An 18,018-nucleotide genomic window follows, 5' to 3' on the forward strand; every position below is an offset into this window, starting at 1 on the left:
ATTAATGACATGTTTTTGCTATATCATATCCATAACTTCTAATTCTTTCAACCTCAGTTGCAGGTGTGTTTCCTTTTGCTATGAGATAATCTCCCAATACAACCGCATTTATACCACACTCAAAAAGTTCTTTTTGATTTTCACCAAACACAGCCTCTCTGCCTCCTGCTATCATAAGACGGACATTTGGAAGATATTGTTTAGCAAGCTTTACACACTCCAAAGCCTCTTCTCTACTCATTGTTGGCTGATTAATCTTAAGACCTTTTGCATTTATAAAAAAATTTATGGGCACAGTGTGAGGCTTGATACTTGCGACTTGTTTTAAAAACTCATGTCTTTGCTCTTTACTCTCACCTAGACCAAAAATGCCGCCACTACAAATTCCTAACCCAACACTTGCAACATTTTCATTTGTCTCATATCTCTCTTCCCATGTGTGAGTGGTGCAAATTTTAGGAAAGTGGCTTTTAGCTGTTTCAAGATTATGATTATAACTTGCTACACCATTTTCTTTAAGATAAGAAAGAGATTGTCTATCAGCTCTTCCGCAACAAGCTATTATATGTAAAGATGGCACTTCTTTACTTATCATGCTAGCAAGAGAGGCTATATACTCGCATTTATTGCTATCAAGCCCTCTTCCTGAAGTAACCAAGCAAAACCCAAGAGCACCATGATTTCTAAGAAATTTTGCTTCTTTTAAAACCTCATCTTTATCTTTAAATTTATATGTTTTTATATCCAAATCATTGTGCGCACTTTGCATACAATATCCACAATCCTCGCTACAATTTCCACTACTTACATTAGAAATTGAGCATAAAAATATATCTTTCATTTATTAAACCTTTTTATATCTATTTTTATTTCGTATGATACTTAAATAATCTAAATTTAAAAAACAAAAATATTCTTGATTTTATATTAAATTTATAATCTAATATTATTTTTTTAGTTATAATACGAAAAATATACTTACAAAAAGGAGTAGCATATTATGAAAAATAAAATTTTTCTTTCCATTTTGATATTAGCTCTTAGCCTACCAGCTTTAGCTTGCACCACAATTCTAGTTGGCGAAAAAGTCTCAAAAGATGGTTCTCTTCTTGTAGCAAGAAGTGCCGATAGTAAAGCCATAAAAGCACAAGTTTTTTTGATACACCCAAAAAAAGTTGGACAAACAGGAGTTCATAGTTCAAAAGCTCATGATGGTGCAAATAACTTTGTGTATCCACTTCCAGAGAATTCTATGCGTTATACAACCATAGCCAACTCTCACACAAAACTTCATGGTGCTGTTGGATACAATGAAGTTGGCGTTGGTATAAGTGGAACTGAAACCATTTACGCAAAAGATGAACTACTAAAAATAGATCCGTATAACGAAGAAACAGGTATCACAGAAGATGACATTCCAGATGTATTACTGCCTAGAATGAAAAGTGCAAAAGAAGGTGTTTTGATTTTAGGCGATATAGTTGAAAAAATAGGTGCTGGCGAGGGATTTGGAGTAGTTTTTATAGATAAAGATGAAATTTGGTATTTTGAAACAGGCACAGGTCATCACTGGATAGCAAATAAACTTCCAAAAGATAAATATTTTGCCTCAGGAAATCAAGGTAGATTACAAATTTACAAACCAAATAACTCAAATTTTCTAGCCTCAAAAGGCTTGGTTGAATTTGCTATCAAAAACGGCACATATGATCCTAAAAAAGATGGCAAATTTAACTTTACAAAAGCCTATACAAGAGATGACGACAGAGATTTAACATATAATTATCCAAGAGTTTGGTGGATTCAAAAGATGTTTAATCCATCTTTAAATCAAGATATAACAAAAGGTGCAAATTTCCCTGTATTTTTAGAGCCTAGCAAAAAGCTAAGTGTGCAGGATTTAAAAGATGCCATGCGTTCACACTATGATGGCACAAAATACGATCCTTATGTAAATCAAAATACACAAGATGACATTTATAGAACTATAAGCGTATTTAGAACATACGAATCGCACGTTATGCAAGTTAGACCTTGGCTTCCTATGGAAATCGGTAGAGTTACTTATGTGGCACTTGGTATGGCTGATTTAAGCGTTTATTTGCCATATTATTATGGATTAGATGGATTTATAGACGGATACGATAAAGGTTCATATGAAGCAGATGATGAGTCTATTTACTGGGTGTATAGAAAACTTCAAACTTTAGTTATGATGGATTACAACAAATACGCACCAATAGTAAAAGATGCTTATAAAAATTTTGAAGCCTCACTAGAAGCAAGACAAGCTAAAATGGAAAAAGAATATGTTGAAATTTATAAAAAAGATAAAGTTAAAGCAAATGAGCTTTTAAACAGCTTTAGCAAACAAGTTATGATGGACGCAAAACTTTTGACAATTGACCTTACAAACAAAATTTTTACTATGCTTACTAATGACACAGATATTAAGTGGAAACAACTAAATAAAAACAAAAAAGATTAAAAAATATCAAAATTTAGCCCAAAATTTGGGCTAAATTTGCTTATTTAACTTCATTGTTTTATTACTTACACAATCATATTTGCAAGTATTTAGATTTAAATATCAAATATATTATCCTACTTTAATTGACTTAAAACGCCTATTATCGTAGCACTTTTTATATTAAACAGCAAGATAAATAGCAGCTTTTGTGATATTTTAAGCTGTATTATAATAAAATATTAAAGATCTATCAAAAAAATTAAAAGGCTATATGTCAAATAAGCGAAAAAATCACAGGGGGATAAAATGGCAACACTTATGGAAAAAGATGTTTTATTAGAACTTGTCGCAACTGGTCTAGGAGAAATTTCTAGAGCTAAACAAAGAAAAGAAATAACCGAAGAGTTATCAGATAATGATAGATTTTATTTAGTTGATCTTAGAAAAAAATTATACTCATCAAACGAAAAAGAGTGGGATTTTTTAAAAACTGCCAATGATATAAAAAATGTTTGCCAAAAATATCAGATAAAGGATTAAAAAATGTCTGATGATTTCTCTACAAAATACAAATTTAGCGATGAAGAATTTAATGATAAATTTGAAGAAATTTGGAAAGAAGCTACAAGGCAAATCAATATATCCAAAAACAAATCAGCCTATGTCTTAGGTGGTCAGCCAGGTGCTGGAAAAAGTTCATTGATAAATAGTATTTTAAAAGATAAATTTAATGATAATGCAATTGTAATTAGTGGTGATGATTTTAGAAGATATCATCCAAGGTATGATGAAATTCAAAAAAATGAAGGTAAATTAGCTGCAAAATATACTCAAAACTTTTCAAGTAAAATCACTGAAAAATTGATAGAAAATGCAAGTGATAAAGGTTATAATTTAATTGTAGAAGGAACTTTTAGAACCGAAACAACTCCGATTAAAACTCTTTTGCTTTTAAAAGATAAAGGATACGATACTAATATAGCAATAAAAGCTTGTGATAAAGACATAAGCTGGCAAAGTTGTTTAGAAAGATATGAAAAACAAAAACAAATAAATTCATCAACTGCAAGATATACCAATAAAGAAGACCATGATATAGTTGTAGAAAACATATCTGAAAATGCTGCAAAAGTTTTTGAAACTGGTCTTGCAAATAGTATTTTCATTCAAAATAGGCAAGGTAAAAAAACTGAAATCAGTTTTGATAAAAATTTGGTTAAAGAAAAATCAAATAAAATTAAAAATTTATTAGACAATGAAAAAAACAATTAATATAAAATTTGAATTTGAGTTAAATAACCTAGTTCGTGTTTGATTATAGGCATATAATACATATCTTTTAATAATGTCATTATGCAAATTAATAGCAAAATTTAAATTAAATACTTTATTTATCTTTTAAAACAGTATTTATAGTTGATTTTTTTCATCGAGTATTAATTTGCTTAATTCTTGCTTTGTAGGCATTTTTGGTTTTGATAATTGATTTAGTTTATTACTTTTTTATATTTGCATTATTTTTGTTTTACTCTTACTTAATTTATTTTTACTGGTTTTTTGTTTTATATAACAATTTTAAATAAACTTACTTAATATCAAATAACTTTTTATGATCTTTTTCATCAAAATTATATATTGCATTCTGTAATTAAAAGAATTTACAATTGTCCTATAAAACTAAAAAAATTAAGTTTTATAGCTTTTATCTTAAATTTATGTTAATATCATTTGACAAAAAAGGTATTAACTATGAAAACTATATTTTATTTACTATGCAAATTTTTATATAACATAAGAATTTATGGAAAATTTGAGACCAAAAAACCAACTATAATAATCTCAAATCATCAATCTCTTTTGGATGGTGCTTTGCTTTGGGCTATTTTGCCAAATAAACCACTTTTTATCATAAATACGACTATGACAAATAAAAAAATCGTTAAATTTTTCATACATTTTTGTGATTACATAACCATAGATCAACTAAATCCGATGTCTTTAAAAAGCGTTATACAAACTATAAATACCACATCAAGACCGATTGTTATTTTTCCAGAAGGTAGAGTAACAAATACTGGCGGACTTATGAAAATATACGAAGGAGTAGTATTTATAGCTCAAAAAACCGACGCTACAATTTTGCCAATCATAATAAATGGGAGCAAATTTACACATTTTTCAAGGATGCCAAAAACATTTCCAAAACGGATTTTTACACAAATTAACATAACATATTTCGAGCCATTTAAAATCAAATTTGATGAAACAAAGACAAATAAACAAAAAAGATATGAAGGGGCACAATTTTTACAAACAAAAATGCAAAATTTGATTTTCAAATCACGCACAAAAAGAGACATTTTCGAAGAATTTTTATATGCTAAAAAAATTTATGGTTGCAAATTTAAAATAGCTGAAGATATAAAAGGCGTATATTCATACAAAGATATTTTAACAATGAGCCTTATTTTAGGTAAAGTATGCGTAAAACTAACCAAAAATGAAAAACGCATTGGCATAATTATGCCAAATATAATCGCCACTTTAGGGCTCATTTTTGGACTTATTTCAAAAGGCAAAACACCAACAATGATAAATTTCACATCAGGTGTTTTAAATATGCAAAATGCCATAAATGCTGCAAATTTAAAATTTATAATAACATCAAAAAATTTTTTAAAAACTACAAAACTAGAAGAAAAGATAGACAGCTTAGCAAACATAAAAATACTTTATATAGAAGATTTCAAAGAGCATATAAATATTTTTGATAAAATTTGGCTTATATTTTTTGAGAGAAATTTCATACATCTAACATACAAAAAGCAAGATCCAAATAACGAAGCTGCAGTGCTTTTTACATCAGGAAGCGAGGGCAAACCAAAAGGAGTTAGTCTTAGTCATAACGCATTTTTGGCAAATATTTATCAAATAAGCTCGGTTATAAGTATCACAAATGAAGATAAAATGTTAAACTCATTACCGCTTTTTCACTCATTTGGATTAAATGCCGGAGGGTTTTTGCCGATATTAAGCGGAACTAAGCTGTTTTTATATGTTTCACCACTTCATTATAAAATAATTCCAGAAATTTCATATGATTCAAACGCCACTATACTCATAGCTACAAACACATTTTTAGGAAATTATGCCAAAAAAGCCCATATTTACGACTTTCATAAATTAAAATTTGTGATATGTGGAGCAGAAAAACTCTCTAAAAATGTCAAAGAACTATGGTTAGAAAAATTTGGCATACGAATTTTAGAAGGCTATGGCACAACAGAAACTGCACCTATAATATCGGTAAATACACCACTTGCTTACAAAAGTGATTCGGTAGGCAAAGTTTTACCGGGGATTGAAATCAAACTCGAAGATATAGAAGGAATTAAAGATGGCGGTATTTTGTGTGTAAAATGCGAAAACATTATGAGCGGGTATTTAAAAGATACAAATCCTGGCATACTTGAAAAACAAAATGAGTGGTATAAAACTGGAGATATCGTAAAAATAGACGAAGATGGATTTTTGCATATCATAGGAAGAGTTAAACGCTTTGCAAAAATAGCTGGAGAAATGGTTGGACTTGAAGAAATCGAAAAATTAGCAACAAAAATATCGTCAAATTTTATACATGCCGTAATTAGTATAAAAGATGAAAAAAAGGGTGAATCTTTGATACTATTTACAAATGATGAAAAACTAAGCAGAGATGAAATATTAAATACAGCAAAACAAAATGGCTTAAGCGAACTTTATATACCAAAAAAAGTTATTTATATCAAACAAATTCCACTTTTAAGCACTGGAAAAACTGATTATGTTGCTTTAAGCAATATAAATTTTTATTAAAATTAGTTTCATTATAGATAAATAGTGTTTGTTTGAAAAAAATTTTGATATTTTTATACTACTTTTTAAAATATGGAAATTACTTTATTTGAGATTAAATAAAACAAAATTATCAAATAAATTTATAACAAAATTTTAATGCTATTTAAAAAATTAATGTAATATATAAGGATTAACACAAATCAAGGAGAATATATGACTTTTAAAAGAAAATACAATCCACCCGTTTTTTATACATCTGTTATAATAATAGCTTTGATTATAGCAATAACGATGATTTTTCCAGAATTTACACTTGAAAAGTTAAAATTTACACAAAACTATTTAACTGTAAATTTTGGCTGGTTTTATGTTTTAAGCATGACTATTATATTTTTTGTTGTTGTATTTTTAGGAATTTCAAGATTTGGTAAAATAAAATTAGGACCTGATCATTCAAAGCCAGATTATGCAAACGGTTCATGGTTTGCAATGCTTTTTGCCGCAGGAATGGGTATAGGTTTAATGTTTTTTGGCGTAGGAGAACCTTTAATGCACTATCTTGCACCGCCAAGTGGAGATCCAAGAACTATTGAAGCAGCAAAAAAAGCGATGAATATAACATTTTTTCACTGGGGATTAAATGCTTGGGCGGTATATGGTATAGTTGCAATTATACTTGCATTTTTTGCATATAGACACAATCTTCCTTTAACTCTTAGATCGGCTTTTTATCCAATAATTGGCAATAAAATATATGGAAAATTTGGAGATGCTATAGATGTATTTGCAGTTATTGCAACACTTTTTGGTGTTACAACATCTCTTGGATATGGCGTTTTACAAGTAAATTCAGGATTTAACTATCTTTTTGGTATGCCAATAAGTAATGTTTCTCAAGTCTTGTTAATCTTTGCAATAACTATAGGAGTTACACTTTCAGCAACAAGCGGTGTAGATAAAGGCATAAAATTACTTAGCAATACAAATATGATTTTGGCTGTTTTATTTGTGATTTTTATATTAATCTTAGGCGAAACTAGCACGCTTTTAAAATCTCTAATAGAAAATACTGGCACATATATCTCATCTTTTATAGGAGATACATTTAATCTTTATGCATATGAAAAACAAAACGATAGCTGGATTGGTGGATGGACTATACTTTACTGGACTTGGTGGATTTCTTGGTCGCCATTTGTTGGACTTTTTATAGCAAGAATTTCAAGAGGTAGAACAATAAGAGAATTTGTTATTGGGGTTTTATTTGTTCCTGCTGGCTTTACGCTTATTTGGATGACTGTTTTTGGAAATAGTGCTATAAATTTGGTAAATGGTGGTTTTGAACAACTTGCCATTATGGTAAATAAAGATATATCACTAGCATTATTTATATTCTTAGAACAATTTCCGCTAACTTTAATTTTGGCATTTATTGCAGTTTTTATGATAATTCTATTTTTCATTACTTCTGCAGATTCTGCTTCCATGGTTATAGATATGCTATGTTCAAAAGGTGAAGATAAAACCCCAAAATGGCAAAAAGTATTTTGGTGTGCATTAACCGGAATTCTAGCTGCTGCTTTACTTTATACAGGCGGGCTTGATGCTCTTCAAACAATGACTATTGTTTCAGCACTTCCACTAACTTTAGCTATGCTTGGGTCTATTTATGGACTTTTAAAAGCTTTAAGAATAGATTCTGAGAAAAAATATACTCAAAGCGTTGCAAATTTGCCAACAACCATAGGAAGCACAAAAAGTTGGCAAGAAAGACTTCAAGCTATCATTGATACCCCTGATAAAAATGAAGCAAAAGATTTTTTAATAGACATAATACAGCCAGCTTTTAGTGAAATTTCTGAAATTTTTAATAAAAACTCGCTTAATCCAAAAATACATAAAGATGTTAATAAATCAAAAATAGCTTTAGAAATAGATTTAGGCGATGAACAAAATTTTATTTATGGCGTAAAGCTTATAGAAACAAATTCACCTGATTATGCTATGAGTGATAGTTATTATAGAGCTGAAGTATTTTTAAAAGAAGGCGGGCAAGATTATGATATCATCGGATGGAGCAAAACATCAGTGATAAATGATATAATAGAACAATACAGACGACATATGCATTTTTTACATAAAACTAGATAAATATTTATGATAAATTTGTCTTATTGTGCGATAATTTGCCAAATTATTTTTAAAATTAAGGATAAAAAATGAAACTAAAAATTATAGCTTTTATTATCGTGGCTTCGCAAATTTTTGCTTTTGCAAATAATTACATAAATCAAAAAAATATCGTTGTTTATGGGCAAGGAGAGTTAAAAGTAGAGCCAGATATTGCTATTATTGATTTTATAATCTCTTCAAAAGGCGATACGCCCCAAGAAGCAAAAACACAAAATAACAAGCTTTCAGATAAAGTAAAAAAAATAATCGATAAAAACAATATCCAAAAACAAAATATAAAAATAAAAAACAACATAGTTATGCCACAAAATATATATGATGATAACGGAAAAATAGAAAAAACATTTTATATGGCGTCTCAAAATGTTGAAATTACACTTACGAACATATCCAAAGAAAGCGAATTTTTAGATACATTGACAAATATAGGCATAGAAGATATTACTACAAAATATCAAAAATCAAACATTCAACAACAAGTTGATTTAGCTATGAAAGAGGCGATAAACTATGCTATATCAAAAGCTAAAAATATGACTAGTAGTGCTAATGTTACGCTTGGAGATATACTAGAAATCGAAGAAATTCAAGCAAGTCCAGTTTATGCGTCTTATAGAATGTCAACCGTTGCACAATCACAGCAAAATTTAAATGGCAATGATGGAGTTATAGAGATAAATGCAAAAGTTAGAATTAAATTTGCCATAAAGTAGTTTAATCAAAATAGTAGCTAAATTTCGCTAAAATTAATCCTTAAAAGTAAATTTTAGGAATTTTATGAAAAATATAAGAAATTTTAGCATTATAGCACATATTGACCATGGTAAAAGCACACTCGCAGATAGAATTATAAGCGAGTGTGGAGCTGTTAGCGATAGACAGATGAGTGCTCAACTTATGGATACAATGGATATCGAAAAAGAGCGCGGAATAACCATAAAAGCACAATCAGTTCGCCTTACATATAAATTTAACAATGAAGAATATATTTTAAATTTAATAGACACCCCAGGGCATGTTGATTTTAGCTACGAAGTTTCAAGATCTCTAGCAAGTTGTGAAGGTGCTTTGCTTATAGTTGATGCAAGTCAAGGTGTGCAAGCCCAAACCATAGCAAATGTCTATATAGCACTTGAAAACAACCTTGAAATCATACCAGTTTTAAACAAAATCGATCTTCCAGCAGCAGACCCACAAAGAGTAAAAAATGAAATAGAACATGTCATAGGTCTTGATTGCTCAAGTGCGATAGAAGTCAGTGCAAAAACAGGCATTGGTATAAAAGAACTTATAGAGACCATAATACAAAAAATTCCAGCCCCAAATACAAATGATGAAGCACCACTAAAAGCATTAATCTATGATAGTTGGTTTGATAGCTATTTAGGGGCTTTAGCGTTAGTTAGAATTTATGATGGTGTTATTAAAAAAGGTGATATAGTTTATGTTATGGGAACTGGTAAAAAACATGAAGTTTTAGACCTTATGTTTCCTCATCCGCTCTCTCCTATAAAAACAAAAGAAATTACAAGCGGGGAAGTTGGTATAGTGATTTTAGGACTGAAAAATGTAAGCGATGTAAGTGTTGGCGATACGATAACTTTAGCTACAAACAAAGCTGCCAAACCAATAAGTGGTTTTCAAAAAGCAAAACCTTTTGTTTTTGCGGGTATTTATCCGATAGATACGGACAAATTTGAAGATCTTCGCGATGCATTAGACAAACTAAAACTAAATGATAGCTCCATTAGCTACGAACCTGAAACATCAATAGCACTTGGTTTTGGCTTTCGTGTAGGATTTTTAGGGCTTCTTCATATGGAAGTTATAAAAGAAAGGTTAGAAAGAGAATTTAAACTAGATCTCATTGCAACTGCACCAACTGTTACTTATGAAATTTATAAAACAGATGGAAGCCTTGTAAAGATGGAAAATCCAAGCGATATGCCGCCAGTTAATGAGATAGAAACCATAAAAGAACCATATGTAAAATCTACCATCATAACTCCAAGTGAGTTTTTAGGAAATCTTATCACGCTTTTAAATACACGCCGTGGAATACAAACTAAAATGGACTATATCACACCGAGTCGCGTTTTGCTTGAGTATGAAATACCAACAAATGAAATTATAATGGATTTTTATGATAAATTAAAATCTTGCACTAAAGGTTATGCTAGTTTTGATTATGAACCTATTGATTATAGAGCTGGAAATTTGGTAAAACTTGATATAAAAGTTGCAGGAGAAACGGTGGATGCACTTTCCATAATAGTTCCAAACGAAAAAGCTTTAAGCAAGGGAAGAGACCTTGTAAAAGCTATGAAAGAGATAGTTCCAAGACAACTTTTTGAAGTAGCAATTCAAGCAAGTATCGGAAATAAAATCATAGCAAGAGAAACGGTTAAATCAATGGGTAAAAATGTAACTGCAAAATGTTATGGTGGCGATATTACGCGCAAAAGAAAACTGCTTGAAAAACAAAAAGAAGGTAAAAAAAGAATGAAAGCTATAGGAAAAGTTGCACTTCCTCAAGAAGCATTTTTGAGTGTGCTTAAGATTGATTAATGACTTTACGATTTAGGCTAATCCGTGTGAGTTATTTACTATAAAAGAGAAAATATGCCATACATAAATATAAAAGTCACTAAAGAAAACGGGGAGCCAACAAAAGATCAAAAAGAGCTTTTGATAAAAGGTGTTACAAATTTAGTAAGTGAAATTTTAGGTAGAAACAAAGCTTCAACAGTAGTTATAATAGATGAGATAGATACTGATAATTACGGACTTGGTGGCAAAAGTATAAGCGAGATTAGAAAAGTTTAATTTTAATACTTTTATAGCATATTTTAAAAATATATGCTAAAATCTCGCTTAACTATAAAAGGATTAAAAATGAAAAATGCTCTTATGTTGTTTTTTATGATATTTTTCACAGCTTGTTCTAGCACAATGCAGCCAAATGGTACTGGTTATAACATAAATGGAACATCTGATGAGAAAAAAATAGACTCAAATTCTTTCAAAAACTTCAAAGAAGTTATGAGAATTAACCCAAAATGTGAGCCTTGTGATAACGGAAGTGGTAGCAGTGTAACGATAAACGGCGTAGATTATAGCAGTGATATCTCGCTTAGTTGTTGCAAGAATGTAAGAAAAATAGACACAGGATTAGCTCTAAAAAAAGTTTATATTCACAGAGTTAATGACTTAAGAGAAGATCAAAAGATAGTTCGCATTCAAGGCAAAGATAAACAATTTCAAGATATGCATATGAGCAAAAGAACTGATTATATGTTTTATCTTTTGCTAAAACAAGAGCTTAAAGAGCGTGGTATAATCGTGCTAGAAGAAAGAACAAGTCCTTATGTAATGAAACTTGATTTTGACTTTTTAGGCTTACAAAGCTATTATTCGCCATCATCTGCACATTTGGCATCAAATCTTTATGGATTTTTAATGCTAAAAGATATAAATAAAACAAAAAGATACAAAATTTCAACAACTCAAGATGTAAGAAAATTTCAAACAAATGATCCAGATGATTTTGGTGTTTATTTAGATTTGTTAATCAAGCAAGCAGCAAATAAAGTTGCTGAAGAAATTTCTAAATTTTAAAGGATGATTATGAAAAAAGTTTTTACTTTTATTTTACTTTTATTGTTTTTTACTGGTTGTTCTCAAAAAGGAACAGTTATAATACTCCAACCTTACACAAACTCTGGAAATCAAATCAAAATCAACAAAGAAATATTTATATCTAAGATAAATGACTTAAGAAGAAACAAAGGTGTCATAGCCACTATACTAGACTCGCAAGGCTCCACAGATGAGTATGTTATGCTTCAAAATAATCTAGCTCAATGGGTTGATTCTTCTTTGCGTTCAGAACTTGCAAGTAGAGGTGCAAATATATCTCCAAATGGCACAAGAGTAGAAGTTGATATACTTAGTTTAAACGCGACTTTACAAGGTTATGCAAAAGACAATCTAAAAGCCGAAGCTAAATTTGAAGTGAGAATTTACAAAGACGATGGCACAACTATAACAAAGCATATTTCACAATCTCAAAGCAAATTTGCTCCTATCCATACAGGCGGTGCGTTTGATCCGTTTATTTGGGAACTTTTAAGAGATCTTGTTACAAAAACTGCAAATCAAATTTTAATTCAATGAGATGCCTAAACTGCGAAAAATTTAGCTTTTCGTATTTTTGCAATGATTGCAAAAGAATCCTTAGCGAATGCACTCTACACAAAAGAGTTATTAACTCAAATTTAGATGTGTATTCGTTTTATTTTTATAGTGAAATAAAAAAACTCATCCATTCAAAACATAAATTCTATGGCTCTTTTATATATTCTAAGTTGGCTAAATTGAGTTTTTATAAATTTGGTGTAAATTTCTCATATCCGTATAAAGTAAATGCTATAGCATTAGATGATAGCGTAAATGGGGACTATTCACAAATTGCAATTTTGCTAAAAGCATTAAAAAGTAAAAACATTAAACCGATTTATGGTGCATTAAAAGCCTTATACGATGTAAAATATAGCGGCAAAACTTTAGCTTATAGGCAACAACACAAAAGAAACTACACAATAAAAAAAGATATTAAAAATCCAGTTATTTTAGTTGATGACATAATCACAACAGGCGAGAGTATGAAACAAGCAAAGGAAATTCTTAATAAAAACGGAATAGAAGTTTTATTTGGATTAACTTTAGCAAATGCTGAATTTTAACATAATGAATTTTTATTTAGATTAAATACTAAGTTTAGTATTTAGCAACTTTTTATTAAATTTTAGCTAGAATTTATTGTTTAGTTACAAGGATAAAAATGGAAAACAATATTTTTGATGAAAATCAAGATATAACGATTGTAGATGTAGAAGATTCAGTAAAAGATAGTTATCTTACCTACTCAATGAGCGTTATAGTTGGGCGTGCCTTGCCAGATGCTAGAGATGGCTTAAAACCAGTGCATAGAAGAATTCTTTATGCCATGAATGATCTTGGAGTAAGTAGTAGAAGTCCTTACAAAAAATCAGCTCGTATTGTTGGAGATGTTATAGGTAAATATCATCCGCATGGCGATACTGCAGTTTATGATGCACTTGTTAGAATGGCACAAGATTTCTCTATGAGAGTTCCGACAGTTGACGGACAAGGAAATTTCGGCTCACTTGATGGCGATAGTGCTGCTGCTATGCGTTATACAGAAGCTAGAATGACTGTTTTAGCAGAAGAGTTACTAAAAGATATAGATAAAGATACTGTTGATTTTACACCAAATTATGATGATAGTATGGTAGAACCAGCAGTTTTACCAGCAAGAGTTCCAAATTTACTTTTAAATGGAAGTAGTGGTATTGCTGTTGGTATGGCTACAAATATACCTCCACATAGTTTAGATGAGCTTGTAGATGGCTTGCTTATGCTTCTTGAAAACAAGGATACTAGCTTAGAAGAGTTAATGAGCGTAATCAAAGGACCAGATTTTCCAACAGGGGGCATAATATTTGGTAAAAAAGGTATAATCGAAGCTTACAAAACTGGTCGTGGACGAATAAAACTAAGAGCCAAAACTCACATAGAAAAAAAACAAAATAAAGATATTATCGTAGTTGATGAGATACCATACCAAGTAAATAAAGCCAAACTTCACGAACAAATAGCAAATTTAGCAAAAGATAAACAAATAGAAGGAATTAGTGAAGTTAGAGATGAAAGCGATAGAGATGGCATAAGACTTGTAATAGAGCTAAAACGCGATGCTATGAGCGATATAGTGCTTAATAATCTTTTTAAATCTACCACAATGGAAGTTACATTTGGCGTTATAATGCTCGCAATTGACAACAAACAGCCGAAAATTTTCAATCTTATAGAACTTTTAGATCTATTTTTAAAACATAGAAAAACTATAATCATAAGAAGAACGATATTTGAACTTCAAAAAGCAAGAGCAAGAGCTCACATATTAGAGGGTCTAAAAATAGCACTTGATAATATTGATGATGTTATAGAGCTCATTAAAAATAGCGAAGATACGCCATCAGCAAGAAATGGTTTGATGGAGAAATTTGGACTTAGCGAATTGCAAGCAAATGCTATTTTAGATATGAAATTAAGCAAACTAACAGGACTTGAGCGAGAAAAACTTGACAATGAGCTAAAAGAACTTATTTTGGAAATTTCAAGATTAGAATCGATATTAAAAAGTGAAAAACTTATAGAAAATATCATAAAAGAAGAATTAATAGAAATAAAAAATAAATTTAACTGCCCTAGAATTACCGAAATTGTTGATGATTATGATGATATAGATATAGAAGATTTGATACCAAATGAAAATATGGTAGTAACAATAACTCATCGTGGCTATATAAAAAGAGTTCCAAGCAAGACTTATGAAAAACAAAAACGAGGCGGAAAGGGTAAAGTTGCAATAACAACTTATGATGATGATTTCATAGAAAGTTTCTTTATATGCGATATGCACGATACACTTATGTTTGTAACAGATCGCGGACAGCTTTACTGGTTAAAAGTTTATAAGATACCAGAAGGCAGCAGAACTGCTAAAGGAAAAGCTGTTGTAAATTTAGTTCAACTTGAACAAGATGAAAAAATCATGGCTATCATTCCAACCACAGATTTCGATGATAGCAAATCTTTAGCATTTTTTACAAAAAATGGTATTGTAAAAAGAACAAATTTAAGTGAGTTTAAAAACATAAGAAGCGTTGGAATAAAAGCTATAAATTTAGATGAAAACGATGATTTAGTAACTGCCATAATAGTCGAAAATGATGATGTTTTTGACAGCAACGCACAAAATAAAGATGAAGAATATATAGAAAATGAAAATTTAGAATTACAAGATGACAGCAATGAGAATGCCGAAGTTGATAACTCTGGTGGTAAAAAACTTTTAATAGTAACTCAAAAAGGTATGTGTATTAAATTTAATGTAAGTGATACAAGAGAGATAGGAAGAGCAAGTAGAGGCGTTACTGGTATAAGATTTAAAGAAAAAGACGACAAAGTTGTTGGCGCTCAAGTTATAGAACATGATGAAGAAGAAATTTTAAGTGTGTCTGCAAAAGGTATAGGCAAACGCACAACAGCAGATGAGTATAGGCTTCAAAAACGCGGTGGAAAGGGTGTAATTTGCATGAAATTAACCCAAAAAACAGGTGATTTGGTTGGAATAATTATCGTTGATGAAAGTATGGATTTAATGGCTCTTACTTCAAGTGGAAAAATGATAAGAGTAGATATGCAAACTATCAGAAAAGCCGGACGCAACACGAGTGGTGTTAAAATTTTAGATGTAGATGGCGAAGATGTTGTAAGTATAGCTAGATGTCCAAAGCAAGAAGATGAAGACGATGATATTTCTGATGATGGATTATTGGAATAATATTTGCTTATAAAATTTATCAAAAAACGAGGTAAAAAATGAAAAATATATCTATCCTTGCTACAGCTCTTATAGCAATGTTGGGTTTTAGTGGTTGTAGTTTTAATGGCTTTGGTTCTTCTGCAAACACACCGGCTCAAGAGGTCGTTATACAAAAAGTTGATAAAGATGATATCAGAGAAGTTATGAAACAAGAAAAGATGATATATACTGCACCAGAGTCTGCAAATGCTACTTTTAGTGCAGTAGGTGAAGGTATAGCACCGTTAAACACTGTTTCACCAGCTCAAGCTTTAGCTTTAGCCAAAAGAGCTGCTATGGCAGATGCTTATAGAAATTTAGCTGCAAAGCTTTATGGTGTTAAAATCAACTCTAAAGATACAGTAAAAGATGCTATGCTTAAAAATTCATCCATCACATCTCAAGTTGATGGTCTTGTAAAAAATGCAGCTGTTACAAATGAATATTTTCAAAATGGGCTTTACAAAGTTGAATTAGAGCTCGAAATGAATCAAGAAAAGTGGCAAGAAGTTTTTGCTTATTAATACTTCTTTGTAAATTTGCTTTTGGGGCAGATCAGTTTATTTTTTGGGCTCAAATAAATTCTCAAAACAACATTATAAAAAGTGAAATCATAGCTATATCAAAAGCTATGATTTTAACTAATGAGATACCAAATTTTTCCTGTAAAATATATGACACGCAAAAAAAAGGAGAAAGTTCCTATCAATTTTTAAATAGACATCAAAATGAGCTTTTTGCATGCTTCTCTAATTCTAAAGTACACATTAAAGATAAATCCAAACTAGAAGATAAAAATTTTTACTCAAATCTTATATTAACGCTTTCGCCAATTCGTTTTGAGGTTGAATTTAAGTCTGATTTTGCTATCATAAACAAATTTGATAAAGGATTTTAGATGAATATTGTTATAGTAGAAGATGATATAAATATGCGAAAATCCCTAGAAATTGCACTTAGCGAATATGAAGAATTTAACATAACTAGCTTTAAAAGTGCTATTGATGCATTAAAAAAACTTAGTGATGATACAGATGTTATAATAACTGATATAAATATGCCAAAGATGGATGGAATAGAATTTATCAAAGAACTTGACGGAAAATTTGATGTTATCATCATAACAGGAAATGCCACGCTAAATAGAGCCATACAAAGCGTTAGACTTGGCGTAAAAGATTTCTTAACTAAACCATTTGATATAACAACCCTTTATGAAGCTATAATACGCTCTCAAAAATTTAAAACAAAAATTAAGTCAAAACCAAAAAAAGATTTAAAAACAGATGATAAAGATTTTGCCGGGACTTCTGAGGTTCTTGAAAAAACTTTACATTTTGCAAAAAAGGCAGCTCCAACGGATGTAAATATCATGCTAATCGGAGAAAGCGGAGTTGGAAAAGAAGTTTTTGCTAAATTTATACATAAAAACTCAAAACGCTCAACTAGTCCATTTATAGCTATAAATATGGCTGCAATTCCAGAAAATTTATTAGAAAGTGAACTTTATGGTTATGAAAAAGGAGCTTTTACAGATGCAACTGCTCAAAAAATAGGTTTTTTTGAACTAGCAAACGGCGGAACTTTATTTTTAGATGAGATTGGCGAAATGCCTATAAAACTTCAGCCAAAACTTTTAAGGGCTTTACAAGAGCGAGAGATAACTAGACTTGGTGCTACAAAAAGCACAAAGATTGATGTTAGGATTATTAGTGCAACAAATGCAAATTTAAAACAAAAAGTTGAAAATGGAGAATTCAGAGAAGATCTGTTTTATCGCCTAAATACAGTCCCTATCATCATTCCGCCGCTTAGAGAACGAAAAGATGAGATAGAAGATATAGCAAACTCTGTTTTACAAAGAGCTTGTAAAGAGTATGATCTTGGCACAAAATATTTTAGCGATGAAGCAAAAAATGAGCTTATGAATTATAATTTTCCAGGAAATATAAGAGAACTTATATCTATCGTCGAAAGAGCGGCTATTTTAAGCGACAAAGAAGCCATTAGTAAAGATGATCTTTTTTTATATAGTAGAAAAAATTCTTTTTAATTTGATATAATA

Annotated in this window: 16 protein-coding genes; 15 read left to right on the forward strand and 1 reads right to left on the reverse strand. The window is 30.3% G+C overall.

Going from position 1 to position 18,018, the window contains the following annotated elements:
- Position 1 precedes the first annotated feature (1 nt).
- Positions 2-841: a biotin synthase gene (locus tag CSPT_RS08140; protein ID WP_089183130.1), complete on the reverse strand. Its 840-nt coding sequence runs from the start codon at positions 839-841 to the stop codon at positions 2-4.
- 159 nt (positions 842-1,000) lie between these two features.
- Between CSPT_RS08140 and CSPT_RS08145 the strand changes: the two genes are divergently transcribed.
- The 15 genes from CSPT_RS08145 to CSPT_RS08215 all read left to right on the forward strand — a co-directional run bounded on the left by CSPT_RS08145 (position 1,001) and on the right by CSPT_RS08215 (position 18,006).
- A complete protein-coding gene (locus CSPT_RS08145) occupies positions 1,001-2,488 on the forward strand; it encodes a C69 family dipeptidase (protein ID WP_089183131.1) in 1,488 nt (495 codons plus the stop codon).
- Positions 2,489-2,776: 288 nt separating this feature from the next.
- Complete coding sequence (locus CSPT_RS08150; RefSeq protein WP_089183132.1) at positions 2,777-3,010, forward strand: hypothetical protein; 234 nt, start codon at positions 2,777-2,779, stop codon at positions 3,008-3,010.
- 3 nt (positions 3,011-3,013) lie between these two features.
- Entirely contained in the window at positions 3,014-3,742 is a 729-nt protein-coding gene (locus CSPT_RS08155) for a zeta toxin family protein (protein ID WP_089183133.1), read from the forward strand.
- Positions 3,743-4,219: 477 nt separating this feature from the next.
- Positions 4,220-6,325: an AMP-binding protein gene (locus tag CSPT_RS08160; protein WP_089183134.1), complete on the forward strand. Its 2,106-nt coding sequence runs from the start codon at positions 4,220-4,222 to the stop codon at positions 6,323-6,325.
- A gap of 195 nt (positions 6,326-6,520) precedes the next feature.
- On the forward strand, positions 6,521-8,458 hold the full coding sequence (locus tag CSPT_RS08165; protein WP_089183135.1) for a BCCT family transporter: 1,938 nt from the start codon (positions 6,521-6,523) through the stop codon (positions 8,456-8,458).
- A gap of 68 nt (positions 8,459-8,526) precedes the next feature.
- Positions 8,527-9,213, forward strand: coding sequence for an SIMPL domain-containing protein (locus CSPT_RS08170; protein ID WP_089183136.1), 687 nt, complete (start codon positions 8,527-8,529; stop codon positions 9,211-9,213).
- 64 nt (positions 9,214-9,277) lie between these two features.
- Positions 9,278-11,068 (forward strand): translation elongation factor 4, encoded by a 1,791-nt coding sequence (lepA, locus tag CSPT_RS08175; RefSeq protein ID WP_089183137.1) that lies wholly within the window; start codon positions 9,278-9,280, stop codon positions 11,066-11,068.
- A 54-nt stretch (positions 11,069-11,122) separates the two neighbouring features.
- Positions 11,123-11,326 (forward strand): 2-hydroxymuconate tautomerase family protein, encoded by a 204-nt coding sequence (locus CSPT_RS08180; protein ID WP_089183138.1) that lies wholly within the window; start codon positions 11,123-11,125, stop codon positions 11,324-11,326.
- 69 nt (positions 11,327-11,395) lie between these two features.
- Positions 11,396-12,118 carry a hypothetical protein gene (locus CSPT_RS08185; protein ID WP_089183139.1) on the forward strand — a complete coding sequence of 241 codons (723 nt, stop codon included), beginning with the start codon at positions 11,396-11,398 and terminating at the stop codon, positions 12,116-12,118.
- Between the two features lie 9 nt (positions 12,119-12,127).
- On the forward strand, positions 12,128-12,676 hold the full coding sequence (locus CSPT_RS08190) for a YajG family lipoprotein (RefSeq protein ID WP_161492228.1): 549 nt from the start codon (positions 12,128-12,130) through the stop codon (positions 12,674-12,676).
- Positions 12,673-13,245, forward strand: a complete 573-nt coding sequence (locus tag CSPT_RS08195) for a ComF family protein (RefSeq protein ID WP_089183141.1) — start codon at positions 12,673-12,675, stop codon at positions 13,243-13,245. The genes CSPT_RS08190 and CSPT_RS08195 overlap by 4 nt, the downstream gene beginning before the upstream one ends.
- Positions 13,246-13,343: 98 nt before the next feature.
- Positions 13,344-15,932, forward strand: a complete 2,589-nt coding sequence (gene gyrA / locus CSPT_RS08200; protein WP_089183142.1) for a DNA gyrase subunit A — start codon at positions 13,344-13,346, stop codon at positions 15,930-15,932.
- A 38-nt stretch (positions 15,933-15,970) separates the two neighbouring features.
- Positions 15,971-16,477 (forward strand): LPP20 family lipoprotein, encoded by a 507-nt coding sequence (locus CSPT_RS08205; protein ID WP_033916703.1) that lies wholly within the window; start codon positions 15,971-15,973, stop codon positions 16,475-16,477.
- Positions 16,453-16,851 carry a hypothetical protein gene (locus tag CSPT_RS08210; protein ID WP_089183143.1) on the forward strand — a complete coding sequence of 133 codons (399 nt, stop codon included), beginning with the start codon at positions 16,453-16,455 and terminating at the stop codon, positions 16,849-16,851. Before CSPT_RS08205 ends, CSPT_RS08210 begins: the two co-directional genes overlap by 25 nt.
- Positions 16,852-18,006 carry a sigma-54-dependent transcriptional regulator gene (locus CSPT_RS08215; RefSeq protein ID WP_089183144.1) on the forward strand — a complete coding sequence of 385 codons (1,155 nt, stop codon included), beginning with the start codon at positions 16,852-16,854 and terminating at the stop codon, positions 18,004-18,006. It abuts the gene before it with no gap.
- Positions 18,007-18,018: the final 12 nt, after the last annotated feature.

This window comes from Campylobacter sputorum subsp. sputorum (assembly GCF_008245005.1).
Lineage (GTDB): Bacteria > Campylobacterota > Campylobacteria > Campylobacterales > Campylobacteraceae > Campylobacter_F > Campylobacter_F sputorum.

What these genes read in the sequence shown, in the direction of transcription:
- CSPT_RS08140 (WP_089183130.1), bottom strand. Translation starts at nt 841, where the DNA reads ATGAAAGATATATTTTTATGCTCAATTTCTAATGTAAGTAGTGGAAAT.
- CSPT_RS08145 (WP_089183131.1), top strand. Translation starts at nt 1,001, where the DNA reads ATGAAAAATAAAATTTTTCTTTCCATTTTGATATTAGCTCTTAGCCTA.
- CSPT_RS08150 (WP_089183132.1), top strand. Translation starts at nt 2,777, where the DNA reads ATGGCAACACTTATGGAAAAAGATGTTTTATTAGAACTTGTCGCAACT.
- CSPT_RS08155 (WP_089183133.1), top strand. Translation starts at nt 3,014, where the DNA reads ATGTCTGATGATTTCTCTACAAAATACAAATTTAGCGATGAAGAATTT.
- CSPT_RS08160 (WP_089183134.1), top strand. Translation starts at nt 4,220, where the DNA reads ATGAAAACTATATTTTATTTACTATGCAAATTTTTATATAACATAAGA.
- CSPT_RS08165 (WP_089183135.1), top strand. Translation starts at nt 6,521, where the DNA reads ATGACTTTTAAAAGAAAATACAATCCACCCGTTTTTTATACATCTGTT.
- CSPT_RS08170 (WP_089183136.1), top strand. Translation starts at nt 8,527, where the DNA reads ATGAAACTAAAAATTATAGCTTTTATTATCGTGGCTTCGCAAATTTTT.
- lepA (WP_089183137.1), top strand. Translation starts at nt 9,278, where the DNA reads ATGAAAAATATAAGAAATTTTAGCATTATAGCACATATTGACCATGGT.
- CSPT_RS08180 (WP_089183138.1), top strand. Translation starts at nt 11,123, where the DNA reads ATGCCATACATAAATATAAAAGTCACTAAAGAAAACGGGGAGCCAACA.
- CSPT_RS08185 (WP_089183139.1), top strand. Translation starts at nt 11,396, where the DNA reads ATGAAAAATGCTCTTATGTTGTTTTTTATGATATTTTTCACAGCTTGT.
- CSPT_RS08190 (WP_161492228.1), top strand. Translation starts at nt 12,128, where the DNA reads ATGAAAAAAGTTTTTACTTTTATTTTACTTTTATTGTTTTTTACTGGT.
- CSPT_RS08195 (WP_089183141.1), top strand. Translation starts at nt 12,673, where the DNA reads ATGAGATGCCTAAACTGCGAAAAATTTAGCTTTTCGTATTTTTGCAAT.
- gyrA (WP_089183142.1), top strand. Translation starts at nt 13,344, where the DNA reads ATGGAAAACAATATTTTTGATGAAAATCAAGATATAACGATTGTAGAT.
- CSPT_RS08205 (WP_033916703.1), top strand. Translation starts at nt 15,971, where the DNA reads ATGAAAAATATATCTATCCTTGCTACAGCTCTTATAGCAATGTTGGGT.
- CSPT_RS08215 (WP_089183144.1), top strand. Translation starts at nt 16,852, where the DNA reads ATGAATATTGTTATAGTAGAAGATGATATAAATATGCGAAAATCCCTA.